This is a genomic window from Pseudarthrobacter sp. CCNWLW207 (assembly GCF_037203945.1).
GTDB lineage: Bacteria > Actinomycetota > Actinomycetes > Actinomycetales > Micrococcaceae > Arthrobacter.
The window spans coordinates 265,238-280,604 of the sequence record NZ_JBBCBS010000004.1 but is presented as its reverse complement, the minus strand read 5'-3'; the positions used below and the strand labels follow the sequence as shown (position 1 = coordinate 280,604).

Below are 15,367 nucleotides of genomic sequence, written 5' to 3'. Positions count from 1 at the left end.
TCGGGCGGCCGCGACTAGGTGTTGCGGTAGCCGGAGCCGTGGTGCCTGGCAGGCCTGGCCCCCGGGCGCTGCAGCGGTACCCAAAGCTTGTAACGGTCTGCCCTGTAGTAGGACACCGAATAGTCCACCATGGAACGGGCAACGAAGGCATGGCGCTGGATCTTGAGCAGCGGTGCACCGACATCGACGCTGAGGAGGCGTGCGGTGGAGGGTGAGGCGGCGGTAGCTTCGATCATGTCCTCCCCCCACTCCATCACCAGGCCGAATTGTTCACTGAGGACGTTGTACAGCGACGTTGGCGGCTCGCCGTCCAGCAACCCAGGAACGCGGTGGGCCGGGATGAAGTTTTCGTCCACGCTCATGGGTTCACCGTCGGCAAGCAGGAGCCGGCGGAACCGGACGAGGGGCGTGCCCTCATCGAGCTGGAGTTCGCGGGCCAGGAAGGCGCTGGCGCCAATTTGTTCGAAACTGAGGACCTTGGCCGCGGGAACCATCCCGCGACGCTGCATCTCCTCGCTGTAGGAGGTCAGCTTCACCTGCAGGTCGAGCTTGGGCTTCCGCACGAAGGTGCCAAGTCCGACTACGCGTTCGATGACCTCTTCACCCACCAGGGCATCGATGGCCTGGCGTACAGTCATCCGGGCCAGCCCGAAGCGCTCCGCAAGATCCCGTTCCGACGGCAACGCAGATCCGGGCGGACAGGAGTCCGCTATGTACTGCCTGAGAATCTCACGGAGTTGGACATAGATTGCGGTCCCACTGCTGCGATCAATTTCACCGGCAACGGCGGCCGCGCTAGCAGCCATGATGCAGGTTCCCTGCTTGTCTCTTCACCCCTCAATCTTAAGTCAAACGCCGGCAGGTCTAGACCAGCGGCCATCCTCTATGCTGCGGTTTGGGCGCAGCCGCATGCGGACGGCTATATTGGACAGGAAATTTGTCGTCAGACGGAGGGGGCCGTCAGGGAAAAGGAGTTGCGTTGCCAGTTCACAAGGCAGTGGTTTCGGCATCGATCGGGCTGCACGCCCGTCCCGCCGCGGTGTTCGTCCGGGCAGTAACGGATACGGGACTGCCCGTCACCATCCGCAAGGCCGGTATCGAAAGCGTTGACGCCCGGTCGCTGCTGGAAGTGATGACCGCGGACTTCCACCACGGCTGCGAGGTTGAGCTGAGCATCAATGAATCGGCTGTGGACGCCTCTCATGGCCTTCTCGCCGCCGACGCAGCCCTCCAGGCCCTCGTGGAGCTCTTGGAGTCACAGGGGGCTCAGTAAGGGCCGTTCAGCCTGTGCCGAGGTAACGCGGCGCTCCTGGCGGCACAGTGGCGCCGCCCCTCCCCCAACGATTTTAACGCATAACGACGGCGGGCCCCACCTTTCAAGGTGGGGCCCGCCGTCGTTATTGAGTCTTTGCTGCCAGTCTGGGAGGACCTAGTGTGCGTGGTCTCCGCGGCTGTACTCGTAGACCCAGCCAACGAGCGCTACCAGAGCAAGTCCGGCCGCGACGTACGTAATCCAGAAACCAATGGCCAAGCCAAGGAACCCGCCCGCGCAGGCAAGGCCGAGTACCAGGGGCCACCAGCTCCAGGGGCTGAAGTGCCCCTGTTCGCCGGCACCCTCGTGGATCTCGGCGTCGTTGCGGTCCTCGGGACGCATACCCACACGCTTGCCGGTGAAGCCCAGGTAGCCGCCGATCATTCCGGCGAGCCCGCCCACCAGGAGGATGCCCAGCGTGCCTACCCATTCATGCCAGTTGGTCAGGAAACCGTAAACCAGGGAGACCGGCACGAAGAAGAAGACTCCGGCTCCAAAAATCCATGATTCGATCTTCACTTGGCAGTGTCCTTCTGGTCGGCGTTACCGAGCACCGCTGCAGCCGCAGACGGAGACTCGACGGTGTGGATTTGCGCCAGCTCGGGGTGGTGCAGGTCCAATGCGGGACGTTCCGAGCGGATCCGCGGCAGGGACGTGAAGTTGTGGCGCGGCGGCGGGCAGGACGTGGCCCACTCAAGCGAAGCTCCAAAGCCCCAGGGGTCGTCCACCTCGACACGCTCCGAGCTGCGCCACGTGATGTAGACGTTCCAGAAGAACGGAATCAGCGAAGCTCCCAGAACGAAGGAGGAGATGGTGGAGAACTGGTTCATCCAGGTGAAGTTGTCCTCCACGAGGTAGTCCGCGTACCGGCGGGGCATGCCCTCGACACCGAGCCAGTGCTGGATCAGGAAGGTTCCGTGGAAGCCGAGGAACAGGAGCCAGAAGTGGATCTTGCCGAGCCGCTCGTTGAGCATCTTGCCAGTCCACTTGGGCCACCAGAAGTAGAAGCCGGCGAACATCGCGAACACCACGGTGCCGAACACGACGTAGTGGAAGTGCGCGACCACGAAGTAGGAATCAGAGACGTGGAAGTCCAACGGCGGCGAGGCCAGGATGATGCCGGTCAGGCCACCGAAAAGGAAGGTGATCAGGAAGCCAATGCTCCACAGCATCGGGGTTTCGAACGTGATCGACCCGCGCCACATGGTGCCGATCCAGTTGAAGAACTTCACTCCGGTGGGCACCGCGATCAGCATGGTCATGAAAGCGAAGAACGGCAGGAGCACCGAACCGGTCACGTACATGTGGTGCGCCCACACGGTCACCGACAGGGCGGCGATGGCGATCGTAGCGTAGACCAGGCCCTTGTAGCCGAAGATCGGTTTCCGGCTGAAGACCGGGAAAATCTCGGAGACGATGCCGAAGAACGGCAGGGCGATGATGTACACCTCAGGGTGGCCGAAGAACCAGAAGAGGTGCTGCCACAGGACGGCGCCGCCGTTCTCGGGATCAAAGATGTGGGCACCGAACCGGCGGTCCGCACCGAGAGCGAACAGAGCCGCGGCGAGCGGCGGAAAGGCCATGAGGACCAGGATGGCCGTGACCAGCGTGTTCCAGGTGAAGATCGGCATCCGCCACATGGTCATGCCCGGGGCGCGCATGCAGATGATGGTGGTGATGAAGTTGACCGCACCGAGGATTGTGCCGAAACCGGACAGTGCCAAACCGAAGACCCAGAGGTCACCGCCGATACCCGGGCTGAACGTGGTGTTCGACAGTGGTGCGTAGGCGAACCAGCCGAACGATGCAGCACCCTGCGGGGTGATGAAGCCCGAGACGGCGATGGTGGAGCCGAACAGGAAGAACCAGAAAGCCAGTGCGTTCAGCCGCGGGAACGCGACGTCAGGTGCACCGATCTGCAGGGGCATGATGACGTTGGCGAAGCCGGCGAACAGCGGGGTGGCGAACATCAGCAGCATCACGGTGCCGTGCATCGTGAACAGCTGGTTGTACTGCTCCTTGGTCTGCAGGATCTGCATGCCGGGCTCGAACAGCTCGGCACGGATCAGCAGGGCCATGACGCCGCCGAGGCAGAAGAACACGAAAGAGGCGATCAGGTACATGTACCCGATGGTCTTGTGGTCTGTGGAAGTGATCCAGTTGACGACGATGCGTCCCTTGGATTTAGGAACCACGGGAGCGGTGAGCACTCCGGTGGGTGCGGATTGAGTGTATGTAGCCACGTCGCTCCCCTTACTTAATTTCGTTCAGGTTCGGGTTGCGGTCGTACTCTTCGCCGAGGAGACCCGTGTTGCCAGCATCGCGCAGTTCGTCCATGTGGGCCGCGAATTCGGCCTCGGACACTACCTTCACGCGGAACAGCATTTCGGAGTGGTACTCGCCACAGAGTTCGGCGCACTTGCCGTCGTACGTGCCCTCTTTGGTGGGGGTGAACCTGATGTAGTTGGTCTTGCCCGGGATCATGTCGCGCTTCTGCAGGAAGGCGGGAACCCAGAACGAGTGGATGACATCGCGGGAGTTCAGTTCCAGGTCCACGGACTTGCCAACGGGCAGGTACAGCGTGGGGAGCTTCTCTTTATCGATGGTGTCGCCGGTGAGGTGTGCCTGCACCCCGGCCTCATGGACGTCGTCTTCGACGACGTCGCCGGCCTTGTAGTTGAAGTCCCAGGCCCACTGCTTGCCGCGGACGTCCACAACGACGTCGGCGGGCTGTGAGCGGTCATCGATGGCCTGCTGGTCGCGGTCGGTGAAGTAGAAGAACACCAGGACCATGAACAGCGGGATGGTCAGGTAGAAGACCTCAAGCGGCAGGTTGAAGCTGATCTGCTTCGGGAAGCCCTTGGTCCCCTTGCGGCGGCGGTAGGCAACCAGGCACCAGACGATCAAACCCCAAGTAATGATGCCTACAACAAGTGCGGCGATCCATGAGTTGACCCAGAGGTCCATGATCCGGTCAGTGTGATTGGTGGTGCCACGCTCGGTGGGCAGCCACCCCTTCTCTACCTCTGGCGAACATCCAGTCAAAACCAACGCGCCGGCAAGTGCCAAGCCTGAGATCGAAGTGATCGTTTTGCGTCGGCTGCCGGTTCGGTTCTGCGAACTCACAGACGGCCCTTCCTACTTGTTGCTGTTACCCGGCAACGTTGGCTGCCCGGGCACACTAAAAGTTTTACTACTCGGTGTAGAGCTTACCGCTCCGCCGGGCGTTTCGCCCACATGTCGGCACAGTGCGGCCGTGCCGTTTCGGGCACGGCCGCACGAGGTGCCGCCATCGGGCGAAAAGTCCGGGTCAGTGGAACGAATCCCCGCAGGCGCAGGAGCCGCCGGCGTTGGGGTTGTCGATGGTGAAGCCCTGCTTCGAAATGGTGTCCTCAAAGTCAATGCTGGCGCCGCTGAGGTAGGGCACGCTCATCTTGTCGACGACGACTTCAACGCCGTCGTAGTCGCGGACGGCGTCGCCATCGAGCAGGCGCTCGTCAAAGTAAAGCTGGTAAATGAGTCCCGAGCAGCCGCCCGGCTGGACAGCGACGCGGAGGCGGAGATCGGTCCGGCCTTCCTGTTCGAGGAGGCTGCGTACCTTGCCTGCGGCGACGTCAGTCAGCTTGACCTCGTGGGCGGCCAGTTCATCGCTGGCAGCGCTAGTGGTTTCGGTGCTGTTCTCATTGGTTGCGGTGCTCATTGGCCTACCTTCTTAGGACGGTCCTCGGCGGCCCCGCATCAGCGGTGCCTGCCCCTACGGAAACGGTATGGGCTATAGCTACATGCTACGTCGGTCAGACGTATAGCTCTAACTCCTGACGTAACCGTGGAAGGCTGATTGTTGTTCCCTGGGCGTGGCTCGCACCCCCGACGGCGGCGGTGGACTCCTCGGCCGCCGTCGAAAGTTCAGTCCAGCCCGTCGGCATTCAGGCGGGCAAGCAGCAGCGCCTCCGCCACGATGGCATTCCGGAAATCCTCCAGGTGGAGGGATTCGTTGGCGCTGTGCGCCCTGGAATCCGGGTCCTCCACGCCGGTGACGAGGATCTGCACGTCTGGGTACAGCTCGGTCAGGTCTGCGATGAACGGGATGGAACCACCGATTCCCATTTCCACGGCAGGCACACCCCAGGCTTCGCGCAGTGCCCAGAGTGCCAGGGAGGCCGCTTTCGAGGACGTGTCTGTCAGGAACGAATTACCGCTCTCCCCCGGAGTAAACACGACCTTCGCGCCAAACGGCACGTTGGCCTCGACGTGCCGACGCACGGCGTCCATCGCGTCGGCGGGAACCTGCCCCGGCGCGATCCGGAGGCTGAACTTAGCCCTTGCTCGCGGCAACAGCGTATTCGATGCCATATCCACGGCCGGGGCATCAAAGCCGATGATGGACAGCGCAGGCTTGGTCCACAGCCGCGAGGCGATGCTGCCGGAGCCCGCCAATTTGACACCCTCAAGCACCGAGGCGTCCGCCCGGTATTCGGCTTCCGTGAGGTCCACGGCCACGTCGTCACGGGACACCAGGCCGTCGATGGCCACGTTGCCCTCTTCATCGTGGAAGGTGGCAATGAGGCGTGCCAGCAGCGTAGGAGCGTCCAGGACTGGGCCGCCGAACATCCCCGAGTGCACTGCGTGCTCCAGCACTTGGACTTCGATGGTGCCGTCCACCAGTCCGCGCAGGCTGGTGGTCAGGGCAGGAACGCCCACTTTCCAGTTGCTTGAGTCAGCCACCACGATCACGTCGGCGCGAAGCAGTTCCCTGTGGGCTTCGAGGAAGGACCGGAAGGTGGGCGATCCAGCCTCCTCTTCGCCCTCGAAAAAGAACGTCACGCCCAGGCCCAGATCGTCCGCGAGGACTTTGGAGACGGCCGAGTAGGCCGCCACGTGCGCCATGATTCCCGCTTTGTCGTCGGCAGCGCCCCGGCCATAGAGCCTGCCGTCCTTTTCGACGGCGGCAAACGGCTCCGTCTCCCACAACGCCGGATCTCCAGGTGGCTGAACGTCATGGTGGGCGTACAGGAGGATGGTCGGCTTGCCGTTCGAGGCCTCGCGGCGGGCGACGACAGCGGGCCCGCCCGGAGTGCCGTCTTCCTTGTCGCACCGGAGGATCCGGACGTCTTCCACGCCCGACCGCGTCAACAGATCCGCCACGGCCTGGGCGCTGCGGTCCAGAGGTTCGGGATCGAAACTTGGCCAGGCGATGCCGGGAATGGACACCAGTTCCTTAAGTTGGGCCACGGTGGCCCCAAACGCCTGGTCGATAGAACGGCGGAGTTCCTCGGCGTGGATGGTGCCTGCAGGACTGCCGGAGTTGTGCGGGGTCGCCGCTGTGGGAGAAGTCATGGCAAAACCCTACCTGCGCCGGACACAGCGTGGGCCACACCACAACCCGAAGCTGTTAGGCACTTTCGGCGACGGCGGGCACAAAGATATGGGACTGCCCGCGCGTGACGCCGGACCCCCGCCGTCACGGGGCCGGAGGCACGCCGCCGCAGGGTATTCTGTTGGGGTGTTCGGACGTAAAAAGGAAGCGCCCTCGGCGCAGGAAATCATAGACCAGCAGGCCGCGGAAGCAGCCGCCCGGCAGGACGCCGCGGCAGGCAAAGGTGTGCCCACTCCCAAGCGCAAAGCGCAGGAAGCAGCCCGCAAACGCCCGCTGGTGCCGGAGGACCGCAAGGCCTCCAAGGCGGCTGAGCGCCAGGCAGTCCAGGACCAGCGGCTGAAGATGAGGCAGGCACTGGACACTGGTGACGAAAGGTTCCTGCCGCTGCGGGACAAGGGCCCGCAGAAGCGCTTCGCCCGCGACTACGTCGATGCCCGCTTCAGCCTGGGCGAGTACTTGATGTTCGGCGCACTGGTTTTTGTCATCATTTCGCTGCTGGTGCCGTCCACCAGTGATCAGATGATTTACGTCCTGGGCGGTTTCTGGGTGATGTTCCTAGCCGTTTTCGTGGACGTCTTTATTCTGTCCCGCAAGCTCCGTAAGCGGCTGGCCGCGAAATTCGGCGAGGTGGAGCGGGGCGTTGTCTGGTACGGCTCCATGCGGTCGCTGCAATTCCGCAAACTGCGTTTGCCCAAGCCGCTCGTCAAGCGCGGCGAATACCCCTCCTGAACTTTCCGGCCGGTGCACACGCGTCGGCCCTGAGCTACGGAAAACCCCGGCGGTGATACCGCCGGGGTTTTTGTCTCTGCGGAGCCTCAGGCCCGGCGGTTCTTGGCGAGCTGCCGGTTGATCCGTGCCGCCCAGAAGGGCCCTTCATAAAGGAAGGCTGTGTAGCCCTGGACGAGGGTGGCACCGGCGTCCAGGCGGTCCTGGACATCCTGGGCATTCTCGACGCCGCCAACGGCCACCAGCGTGAGGGCACCTCCTGTGGCGTCCCTCAGCCGGCGAAGCACCTCGAGCGAACGCTGCTTAAGTGGGGCGCCGGACAGGCCACCGGCACCGCATTTTTCAACACTCTCGGGCGGCGAGCTAAGCCCGGAGCGTCCGATGGTGGTGTTAGTGGCAATGATGCCGTCCAGTCCAAGGTCAAGCGCCAGGCGTGCGACGTCGTCGATATCTTCGTCGCTGAGGTCAGGCGCAATTTTGACCAGCAAGGGAACGTGCCGTCCCGCAGCCCGGTCAGCTTCCTCCCCCACCGCTGTCAGCAGCGGGCGAAGGCTCTCAACGTCCTGCAGCAGCCGCAGCCCGGGGGTATTGGGCGAACTGACGTTGACTACCAAATAGTCGGCAGCGGGCGCGAGGCTCCGGGCACTGACCAGATAGTCCGCGACGGCGTCCTCGAGTTCAACGACCTTGCTCTTGCCGATATTTACGCCGATGACGGGACGGACGCCGGGGTGCCTGCGCTGAAGCGCGGCACGCGCAGCCTTCAGCCGCGGCTCAACGGTGGCAGCGCCGTCGTTATTGAAGCCCATTCTGTTGATGACCGCCCGGTCCTGGACCAACCTGAAAAGGCGGGGCTTCGGATTGCCCGGCTGCGCCTGGCCGGTGATGGTTCCTACTTCCACATGCCCAAAGCCCAGTTCGGTGAGAGCCTCTATTCCGTGGCCTTCCTTGTCAAAGCCCGCCGCGAGGCCAAACGGCGAGGGGAAGGTAATCCCGAAGGCCGTGGTCTGCAGTGACGGCGACGGTGCAGTGAACTTCTGCAGGATCCTGCCGGCACCGGAGGAATGCGCAAGCCTGATGCCCTTGAATCCGATCTTGTGGGCGCGTTCGGCGTCCATCCATGAAAAGGCCAGCTTAAAGAATGTGGGATATACGCGCATGCCTCTAGTTTTCCGTCTGCGACGGCACAGACCAAACCGGAACCCCAATATCGGCCAATACGCCGGCTGGGTGTCGGAGCAAGCGGCTACTCATGAGTAGGGACGCGGACTAGCATAATTCCATGATCTGGCACCCGGATATCCTTGGTGCCGACTTTGAAGCGTGCAGCTTCGAGGCGGCCGGTGATGACGGTGTGGCGCGCACCGCGACGCTCGTGAGGCACCGCCCCGCTGGTGCACCGATCACAAAGGCTTCCAGCCGCCGTCGGGCAGTGCTCTTCCTGCACGGCTGGAGTGACTACTTTTTCAATGTGGACCTCGCCCGGTTCTGGACAGAGCGAGGCTACGAATTCTTTGCCCTGGACATGCACAACCATGGCCGGAGCCTGCGCCCGGATGCCCCCGGCGGCTATGTGGCAAACCTCGCGGACTACGACGCGGAGATCAGCAAGGCAATCGGCATCATCAGCGGCGACGGGCCGGAGCCGGAGCTCACCATGATGGGGCATTCCACCGGCGGACTGGTTGCCGCGCTGTGGGTGAGCGACCACCCTGGGGCCGCCTCGCATCTGATCCTGAACAGCCCATGGCTGGAAATGCATGGCAATTCGTTTGTCCGCCGTGCCGCCTCCACCATGGTTGGACCCATGGCCCGCTTCCGGCCCGAGGCCATATTGCGCCTTCCCGAACGGGGCTTCTACTGGCGCACGATCAGCAGTTCGGCTGAAGGCGAGTGGGCCCTGGACGACCGATACCGGCCGCCGATGGCATTCCCGTTGCGTGCGGGCTGGCTAAGCGCCGTCCTTGCCGGGCACGCGAGGGTGGCGCGGGGCCTGGGCATTGAGATCCCCATCCTTGTCCTCCTTTCGGGAGGAAGCGCGAATGGGCCCTTCTGGACGGAAGAAATGCGGCGCACAGACGCCGTCCTCGACGTTAACATCATTGCCCTGCGGGCATTGACGTTGGGGCGCACAGTAACGGTGGAACGGATCGACGGCGCCCTGCACGATGTCTTCCTCTCGCCGGCCCGGGTCCGCGCCGATGCGTACGCCCGGCTGGAGCGTTGGTTGCGCGGTTACGCCGGGGCAAGCTCCAATGACACCGCTCGGGATTCCTACCCGGGCTGACCCTTTGCAGCGCTGCCCGGCGACGCGGCATCCACCGCACCACCGTAGCGCCGGTCCCGCTGGGCGTAAATTTCGACGGCGTCCCAGAGGGTCCGCCGGTCCACATCAGGCCACAGCGTGTCCATAAAGACAAACTCGGCGTACGCAGACTGCCACAGCAGGAAGTTGGACAACCGCTGCTCCCCCGAACTCCGCAGGAACAAGTCCACGTCCGGCAGGTCCGGTTCGTCGAGATACTTTTGGATCGTCTTCTCGGTGATGGCGCCAGGTTTGAGCCGTCCCGCCGCCACCTCGGCGGCAATCGCCGATACGGCATCGGTGATCTCGGCGCGTCCGCCGTAATTAACACACATGTTCAACGTGCACGTGCTGTTGCCGGCGGTGTATTCCTCCGCCTCTTCCAGCTCCCGAATGACCGAACCCCACAGCCTGGGCCGGCGTCCCGACCAGCGGACCCGCACGCCCCACGCGTCCAACTGGTTCCGCTGGCGTCGTAGCACATCCTTGTTAAAACCCATCAGGAACCGGACCTCTTCGGGCGAGCGGCGCCAGTTCTCGGTGGAGAAAGCGTAGACGCTCACATACTCGATGCCGAGTTCGATGGCACCTGCCATGACATCCAGCAACGCAGGCTCCCCCGCCTTGTGCCCCTCAATGCGGGGCAGTCCGCGCTGGTTGGCCCAGCGGCCGTTGCCGTCCATCACGATGGCCACGTGCCGGGGGATGAATTCGGCAGGGATCGACGGCGCCACCGCACCTGAGGGGTGCGGGTACGGTGCTACCACGGGGGTGGTCCGCTTTCGGGACGGGCTGTTCTTTCTTCCCAAGGCCACAGTCAGCTACGCTCCACATGTTTGAGTGATTTCACGACACGTTCCAAGTGCCATTGCAGGTAGGCCGCTACCAGTCCGGCAGCTTCCCGTCGATGAGCGGGCAGCGATCCATCCGCCGTCGGCCAATCCCCTGTCAGCAGGGCACCCAGCAGTACAACGGTTTCCGCTGCCGGCGCGGGAGAGCCGGGCGGGCGGCAGTTGCCGCACACCATCCCGCCTACGGGGGCCGAAAACGCCGTGTGCGGTCCAGGGGTGCCGCAACGGGCACAATCCGTAAAGCTGGGAGCCCAGCCGCCGGTGGCGAGAGCCCGCAGGAGGTAGGAATCCAGAATTAGCCCGGCGGAGTGTTCATCCCGGCTCAGCGATGCCAGCGCCCCTACGAGCAGGTTGTACTGGGCCGTTCCCGCTTCGCCGTCGACGTCGGTAAGCTTTTCGGCGGTTTCCGTCATGGCCGCGGCCACCGTGTAGCGGCCATAGTCCGCGGCGATATTTCCGCCGTAGGCGCCCTTGGCGACGGCCTGCGTGACGATGTCCAGCGTTTTCCCGGACACGAGCTGGAGGTCGGCCACCATGAACGGTTCAAGTCTGGCGCCGAAACGGCTGCTGGTCCGTCGCACACCTTTGGCGACGGCCCGGATCTGCCCGTGGTGCTTGGTCAGCAGCGTGATGATGCGGTCGGCCTCGCCCAGCTTGTGGGTGCGGAGCACCACGGCGTCATCCCGGTAGGACCGGGCAGCGAAGGATTGTTGGACCACGCTTAATCTTCCCATTGTCTGGCGGAATGCGGCCCATTGGGACGGGCAGGCGTTGCGCGCCGGGTGCCGGCGCGCAACGCGTTCCGGGTCAGGCGCGGGCGTCCCTGATGGCGCGGTTGACGGCGGAGATGACTGCCTTGAGAGAGGACATGCTGGTGTTGGCATCGATGCCGATTCCCCACAGGACCCGCTCCCCCACTGCGCATTCGACGTAGGCCGCGGCCATGGCGTTGCCGCCTTCGGACAAGGCGTGCTCGCTGTAGTCGAGGACCCTGACGTCAACGCCATCCTGGCCGAGGATGTCCAGCAGCGCGGCGATGGGGCCGTTGCCGGTCCCGGTCCGGCTGACCTGGGTGCCGTCGATGCCGAGGGACGCGTGCAGCGTCATGCCACCGTTCTCGTCAGTTTCGGTGCGGACAGTGCCAAGGGAATAGCGCCCCCACTGCCCTTCGGATTCACTCGCAGGCAGGTATTCGTCCTGGAAGACCTGCCACAGCTGGGCTCCGCTGACCTCGCCCCCCACGGTGTCGGTGCGCTTCTGGATCACTCCGGAGAATTCGATCTGGGCGCGGCGCGGCAGGTCCAGGCTGTGCTCGTTCTTGAGCAAGTAGGCCACGCCGCCTTTGCCGGACTGGGAGTTGACCCTGATGACGGCTTCGTAGCTGCGGCCCAGGTCCTTGGGATCCACCGGCAGGTACGGGACCTGCCACGTGAAGTCGGCTACGTCCTTGCCTGCGGCGGCAGCGTCGCGCTCCAGCGCTTCGAAGCCCTTCTTGATGGCGTCCTGGTGCGAGCCTGAGAACGCCGTGAAGACCAGGTCCCCGCCGTACGGGGAACGTTCGGCCACGGGCAGCTGGTTGCAGTACTCCACGGTGCGCCGGACGTCGTCAATGTCCGAGAAGTCGATCATCGGGTCAATGCCCTGGACGAAGAGGTTCAGCCCCAGCGTCACCAGGTCGACGTTGCCGGTCCGTTCGCCGTTGCCGAAGAGGCAGCCTTCAATCCTGTCAGCACCGGCCATGTAGCCCAGCTCAGCGGCAGCGACGCCGGTGCCGCGGTCGTTGTGCGGGTGCAGGGACAGGATGATGCCCTCGCGTGGGTGCAGGTGCCGGCTCATCCATTCGATGGAATCGGCGTAGACGTTAGGGGTGGCCATTTCGACCGTGGCCGGCAGGTTAATGATGACCTGGCTGTCTGCGGAGGCTTCAAAAACATCGGCGACGGCGTTGCACACACGGACCGCATACTCGAGTTCCGTGCCGGTGAACGATTCCGGGGAGTATTCGTACGTCACGTGCGTATCGACGAGCGTTTCCTCGTACTTCTTGCACAACCGGGCGCCCTGGAGTGCGATGTCCAGGATTCCGTCTTCATCCTGGTTGAACACCACGCGGCGCTGCAGGACGGACGTGGAGTTGTAGAGGTGGACGATGGCCTGCTTGGCGCCTACCAGGGACTCGTACGTCCGCTCAATCAGGTGTTCACGGGCCTGGGTCAGGACCTGGATCGTGACGTCGTCGGGGATGTGGTTGCCCTCGATGAGCTGGCGGACGAAGTCAAAGTCGGTCTGGGACGCTGATGGGAACCCGACTTCGATCTCCTTGTAGCCCATGCGGACCAGCAGGTCGAACATCTTCATTTTGCGGGCGGGGCTCATCGGGTCAATCAGGGCCTGGTTGCCGTCGCGCAGGTCCACTGCGCACCAGCGCGGTGCCTTGGTGATGATTTTGTCCGGCCACGTGCGGTCCGGCAGTTCAACCGTGATCTGTTCGTGGAACGGGCGGTACCGGTGGGCGGGCATTCCAGAGGGCTTCTGTGCGTTTCGCATTACTATCGGGGCCTTTTCTATGGTTCTTATCTGAAAGGTGGCCGGGCAACACAAACTCCGCGACGAGGATGGGCCTTGCGCTAGATCGCGTCTGAGGCCTCGCCGCGGCAGATAAGAAGAAGGAGCTCTGCGCGCACCTTTTGAGGGTAGCACGCGTGCGTAAGATGAGAGTGCACCACCGTCCTTATCGTCCAGCATGCAGACGCTGCGCCAGTGCCGGCATCGGCACGGACCGTCGCACGAAGGAGCTTACGTGCCCATCTCGGGGATCGATCTGTCCAACTTTGACCACAGCGTCCGGCCGCAGGATGACCTGTACCAGCATGTGAACGGGTCCTGGCTCAAGTCCACCGAAATTCCTGATGACCGCCCACTGGAAGGAACATTCACGGCCCTGCGGGACGGAGCAGAGATCGCAGTCCGGGACATCATTGAGGAAGCCGCCGGCAAGGGCGAAACAGCCAGCGGCATCGAACGGAAGGTCGGGGACCTCTACAACAGCTTCATGGACGAAGCAACGGTGGAGGCAAAGGGCATGGAACCTATCCGCGACCGGCTGGCCCAGGTGTTCGCCACCAGCACGGTGGCGGAGCTCGTGGCACTGGCCGGCAAGCTGTTTCGCGCCGATGTCTCAGGGCTTTTCTACATCTACCCCGCCCCGGATGCCGGGAACCCGGACCGAATCCTGCTGTACACCGGCCAAGGCGGCCTCGGATTGCCGGATGAGTCCTACTACCGCGAAGAGAAGTTCGCGCCGATGGTCTCGGCATACAGTGAGCACGTCCGCACGATGTTCACCCTTGCAGGCATCGACAACCCCGGGGACGCGGCCGCCCGGGTGGTAGCGCTGGAAACCCGGCTGGCTTCGCACCACTGGGACAACGTCACCCTTCGCGACCCGCAGAAGACGTACAACCTGAAGACCGCCGAGGAGGCCGCCGGACTGTTCCCCCTGCTGGGGACCTGGTTCGACGCCGCCGGAATCGATGCCGACAAACGGCAGGAAATTGTTGTCAGCACACCGGACTTCTTTACCGGGGCCAGCGGACTGATCGAGTCGGAGCCCCTCGCGGTGTGGCAGGAATGGCTCGCGATGCGGGTTATCGGTGCGGCCGCGCCCTATCTTTCACAGGCCTTCGTGGATGCCAACTTCGCGTTCTACGGAACCACCATCAGCGGCACGCCACGGAACAAGGACCGCTGGAAGCGGGGTGTCGGCGTCGTTGAGGCAGCCCTCGGTGAAGCCGTAGGCCAGATCTATGTCTCCCGGCATTTCCCCGAGACGCACAAGGCACGGATGCAGACCCTGGTGGCCAACCTCATCGAGGCCTACCGCCAAAGCATCACGGGCCTTGACTGGATGGGCGAGGACACCAAAGCCGAAGCGCTGCGGAAGCTCGCCGCGTTCCGCGCGAAGATCGGCTACCCGGACAAGTGGATTGACTACTCTGCGGTGGAGATCGATCCGAAGGACCTGTTGGGGAACATTGAGCGGGCCCACAATGCCGACGTCGACCGCCATCTCGATGAGGTGGGCAAGCCCGTGGACCTGAACAAGTGGCTGATGACCCCACAGACGGTCAATGCCTATTACCACCCGATGCTGAACGAAATCGTCTTCCCGGCAGCCATTCTCCAGCCGCCGTTCTTTACCGCGGACGCCGATGACGCCGTCAATTACGGTGGCATCGGGGCTGTCATCGGCCACGAGATCGGCCACGGTTTTGACGATCAGGGATCCCAGTTCGACGGCGGCGGCGCGCTTCGCAACTGGTGGACAGAGGAGGACCGGAAGGCGTTTGAGGAGCTAACGGCCAAGCTCGTAGCCCAGTACGATGCATTGTCCCCGTACGCCGCGCCCGGCCACAACGTTAATGGCAGGCTGACGCTTGGCGAGAACATCGGCGACCTCGGCGGTTTGACCATCGCCTACAAGGCCTATCTCATCAGCCTTGACGGCAAGGAACCGGAAGTCCTGGACGGGCTGACCGGACAGCAGCGCTTCTTCGCCTCATGGGCTGCCGGATGGCGGCAAGTCATCAGGTCGGAGGAGGCCATCCGGAGGCTGGCCACCGATCCCCACTCCCCCAACGAGTTCCGGACCAATGCCATCGCCAAGAACTTGGATGCCTTCCATGATGCCTTTGGCGTGACCGAAGCGGACGGCATGTGGATGTCGCCCAAGGACCGCGTCAGTATCTGGTAACCACCCCTGAGCAAAGGCGGGCCGGCACATCAGTGCGGCCCGC

At 63.6% G+C, this 15,367-nt stretch carries 14 protein-coding genes; 4 read left to right on the top strand and 10 right to left on the bottom strand.

The features are described from left to right. Nucleotides 1-14: 14 nt before the first annotated feature. On the bottom strand, nt 15-806 hold the full coding sequence (locus V9L17_RS09145; RefSeq protein ID WP_337351192.1) for a GntR family transcriptional regulator: 792 nt from the start codon (nt 804-806) through the stop codon (nt 15-17). Between the two features lie 173 nt (nt 807-979). On the opposite strand from V9L17_RS09145, the gene V9L17_RS09140 reads away from it, so the two are divergent. Next, nucleotides 980-1,273: an HPr family phosphocarrier protein gene (locus V9L17_RS09140; protein WP_337348232.1), complete on the top strand. Its 294-nt coding sequence runs from the start codon at nt 980-982 to the stop codon at nt 1,271-1,273. A 156-nt stretch (nt 1,274-1,429) separates the two neighbouring features. Here the strand turns inward: V9L17_RS09140 and V9L17_RS09135 are convergent, their stop codons facing one another. The 5 genes from V9L17_RS09135 to V9L17_RS09115 form a co-directional block, all read right to left on the bottom strand. Next, a complete protein-coding gene (locus tag V9L17_RS09135; protein WP_337348231.1) occupies nt 1,430-1,831 on the bottom strand; it encodes a cytochrome c oxidase subunit 4 in 402 nt (133 codons plus the stop codon). Then, a complete protein-coding gene (gene ctaD / locus V9L17_RS09130; RefSeq protein WP_337351191.1) occupies nt 1,828-3,555 on the bottom strand; it encodes an aa3-type cytochrome oxidase subunit I in 1,728 nt (575 codons plus the stop codon). The genes V9L17_RS09135 and ctaD overlap by 4 nt, the downstream gene beginning before the upstream one ends. 10 nt (nt 3,556-3,565) lie before the next feature. After that, a complete protein-coding gene (ctaC, locus tag V9L17_RS09125) occupies nt 3,566-4,438 on the bottom strand; it encodes an aa3-type cytochrome oxidase subunit II (RefSeq protein ID WP_337348538.1) in 873 nt (290 codons plus the stop codon). A 184-nt stretch (nt 4,439-4,622) separates the two neighbouring features. Then, nucleotides 4,623-5,012: a HesB/IscA family protein gene (locus tag V9L17_RS09120; RefSeq protein WP_066291471.1), complete on the bottom strand. Its 390-nt coding sequence runs from the start codon at nt 5,010-5,012 to the stop codon at nt 4,623-4,625. 206 nt (nt 5,013-5,218) lie between these two features. After that, nucleotides 5,219-6,649: a dipeptidase gene (locus tag V9L17_RS09115; RefSeq protein WP_337351190.1), complete on the bottom strand. Its 1,431-nt coding sequence runs from the start codon at nt 6,647-6,649 to the stop codon at nt 5,219-5,221. 166 nt (nt 6,650-6,815) lie between these two features. On the opposite strand from V9L17_RS09115, the gene V9L17_RS09110 reads away from it, so the two are divergent. Next, nucleotides 6,816-7,418, top strand: a complete 603-nt coding sequence (locus tag V9L17_RS09110) for a DUF3043 domain-containing protein (protein ID WP_337351189.1) — start codon at nt 6,816-6,818, stop codon at nt 7,416-7,418. A gap of 86 nt (nt 7,419-7,504) precedes the next feature. Here the strand turns inward: V9L17_RS09110 and V9L17_RS09105 are convergent, their stop codons facing one another. After that, a complete protein-coding gene (locus tag V9L17_RS09105; protein ID WP_337348540.1) occupies nt 7,505-8,575 on the bottom strand; it encodes a quinone-dependent dihydroorotate dehydrogenase in 1,071 nt (356 codons plus the stop codon). A 122-nt stretch (nt 8,576-8,697) separates the two neighbouring features. Here V9L17_RS09105 and V9L17_RS09100 point away from each other — a divergent pair, with 122 nt between their 5' ends. After that, nucleotides 8,698-9,702, top strand: a complete 1,005-nt coding sequence (locus V9L17_RS09100) for an alpha/beta hydrolase (RefSeq protein ID WP_337351188.1) — start codon at nt 8,698-8,700, stop codon at nt 9,700-9,702. On the opposite strand, the gene V9L17_RS09095 is transcribed toward V9L17_RS09100, so the two are convergent. From V9L17_RS09095 to leuA, 3 genes are all read right to left on the bottom strand, one after another. Next, the gene (locus V9L17_RS09095) at nt 9,690-10,535 is read right to left on the bottom strand and encodes an isoprenyl transferase (protein ID WP_337351187.1); all 846 of its coding nucleotides are present in this window, start codon (nt 10,533-10,535) and stop codon (nt 9,690-9,692) included. The genes V9L17_RS09100 and V9L17_RS09095 overlap by 13 nt on opposite strands. A gap of 2 nt (nt 10,536-10,537) precedes the next feature. Further along, complete coding sequence (gene recO, locus V9L17_RS09090; protein ID WP_337351186.1) at nt 10,538-11,290, bottom strand: DNA repair protein RecO; 753 nt, start codon at nt 11,288-11,290, stop codon at nt 10,538-10,540. Between the two features lie 88 nt (nt 11,291-11,378). Then, the gene (gene leuA / locus V9L17_RS09085; protein WP_337351185.1) at nt 11,379-13,118 is read right to left on the bottom strand and encodes a 2-isopropylmalate synthase; all 1,740 of its coding nucleotides are present in this window, start codon (nt 13,116-13,118) and stop codon (nt 11,379-11,381) included. A 253-nt stretch (nt 13,119-13,371) separates the two neighbouring features. On the opposite strand from leuA, the gene V9L17_RS09080 reads away from it, so the two are divergent. After that, nucleotides 13,372-15,324 carry a M13 family metallopeptidase gene (locus V9L17_RS09080; protein ID WP_337351184.1) on the top strand — a complete coding sequence of 651 codons (1,953 nt, stop codon included), beginning with the start codon at nt 13,372-13,374 and terminating at the stop codon, nt 15,322-15,324. Nucleotides 15,325-15,367: the final 43 nt, after the last annotated feature.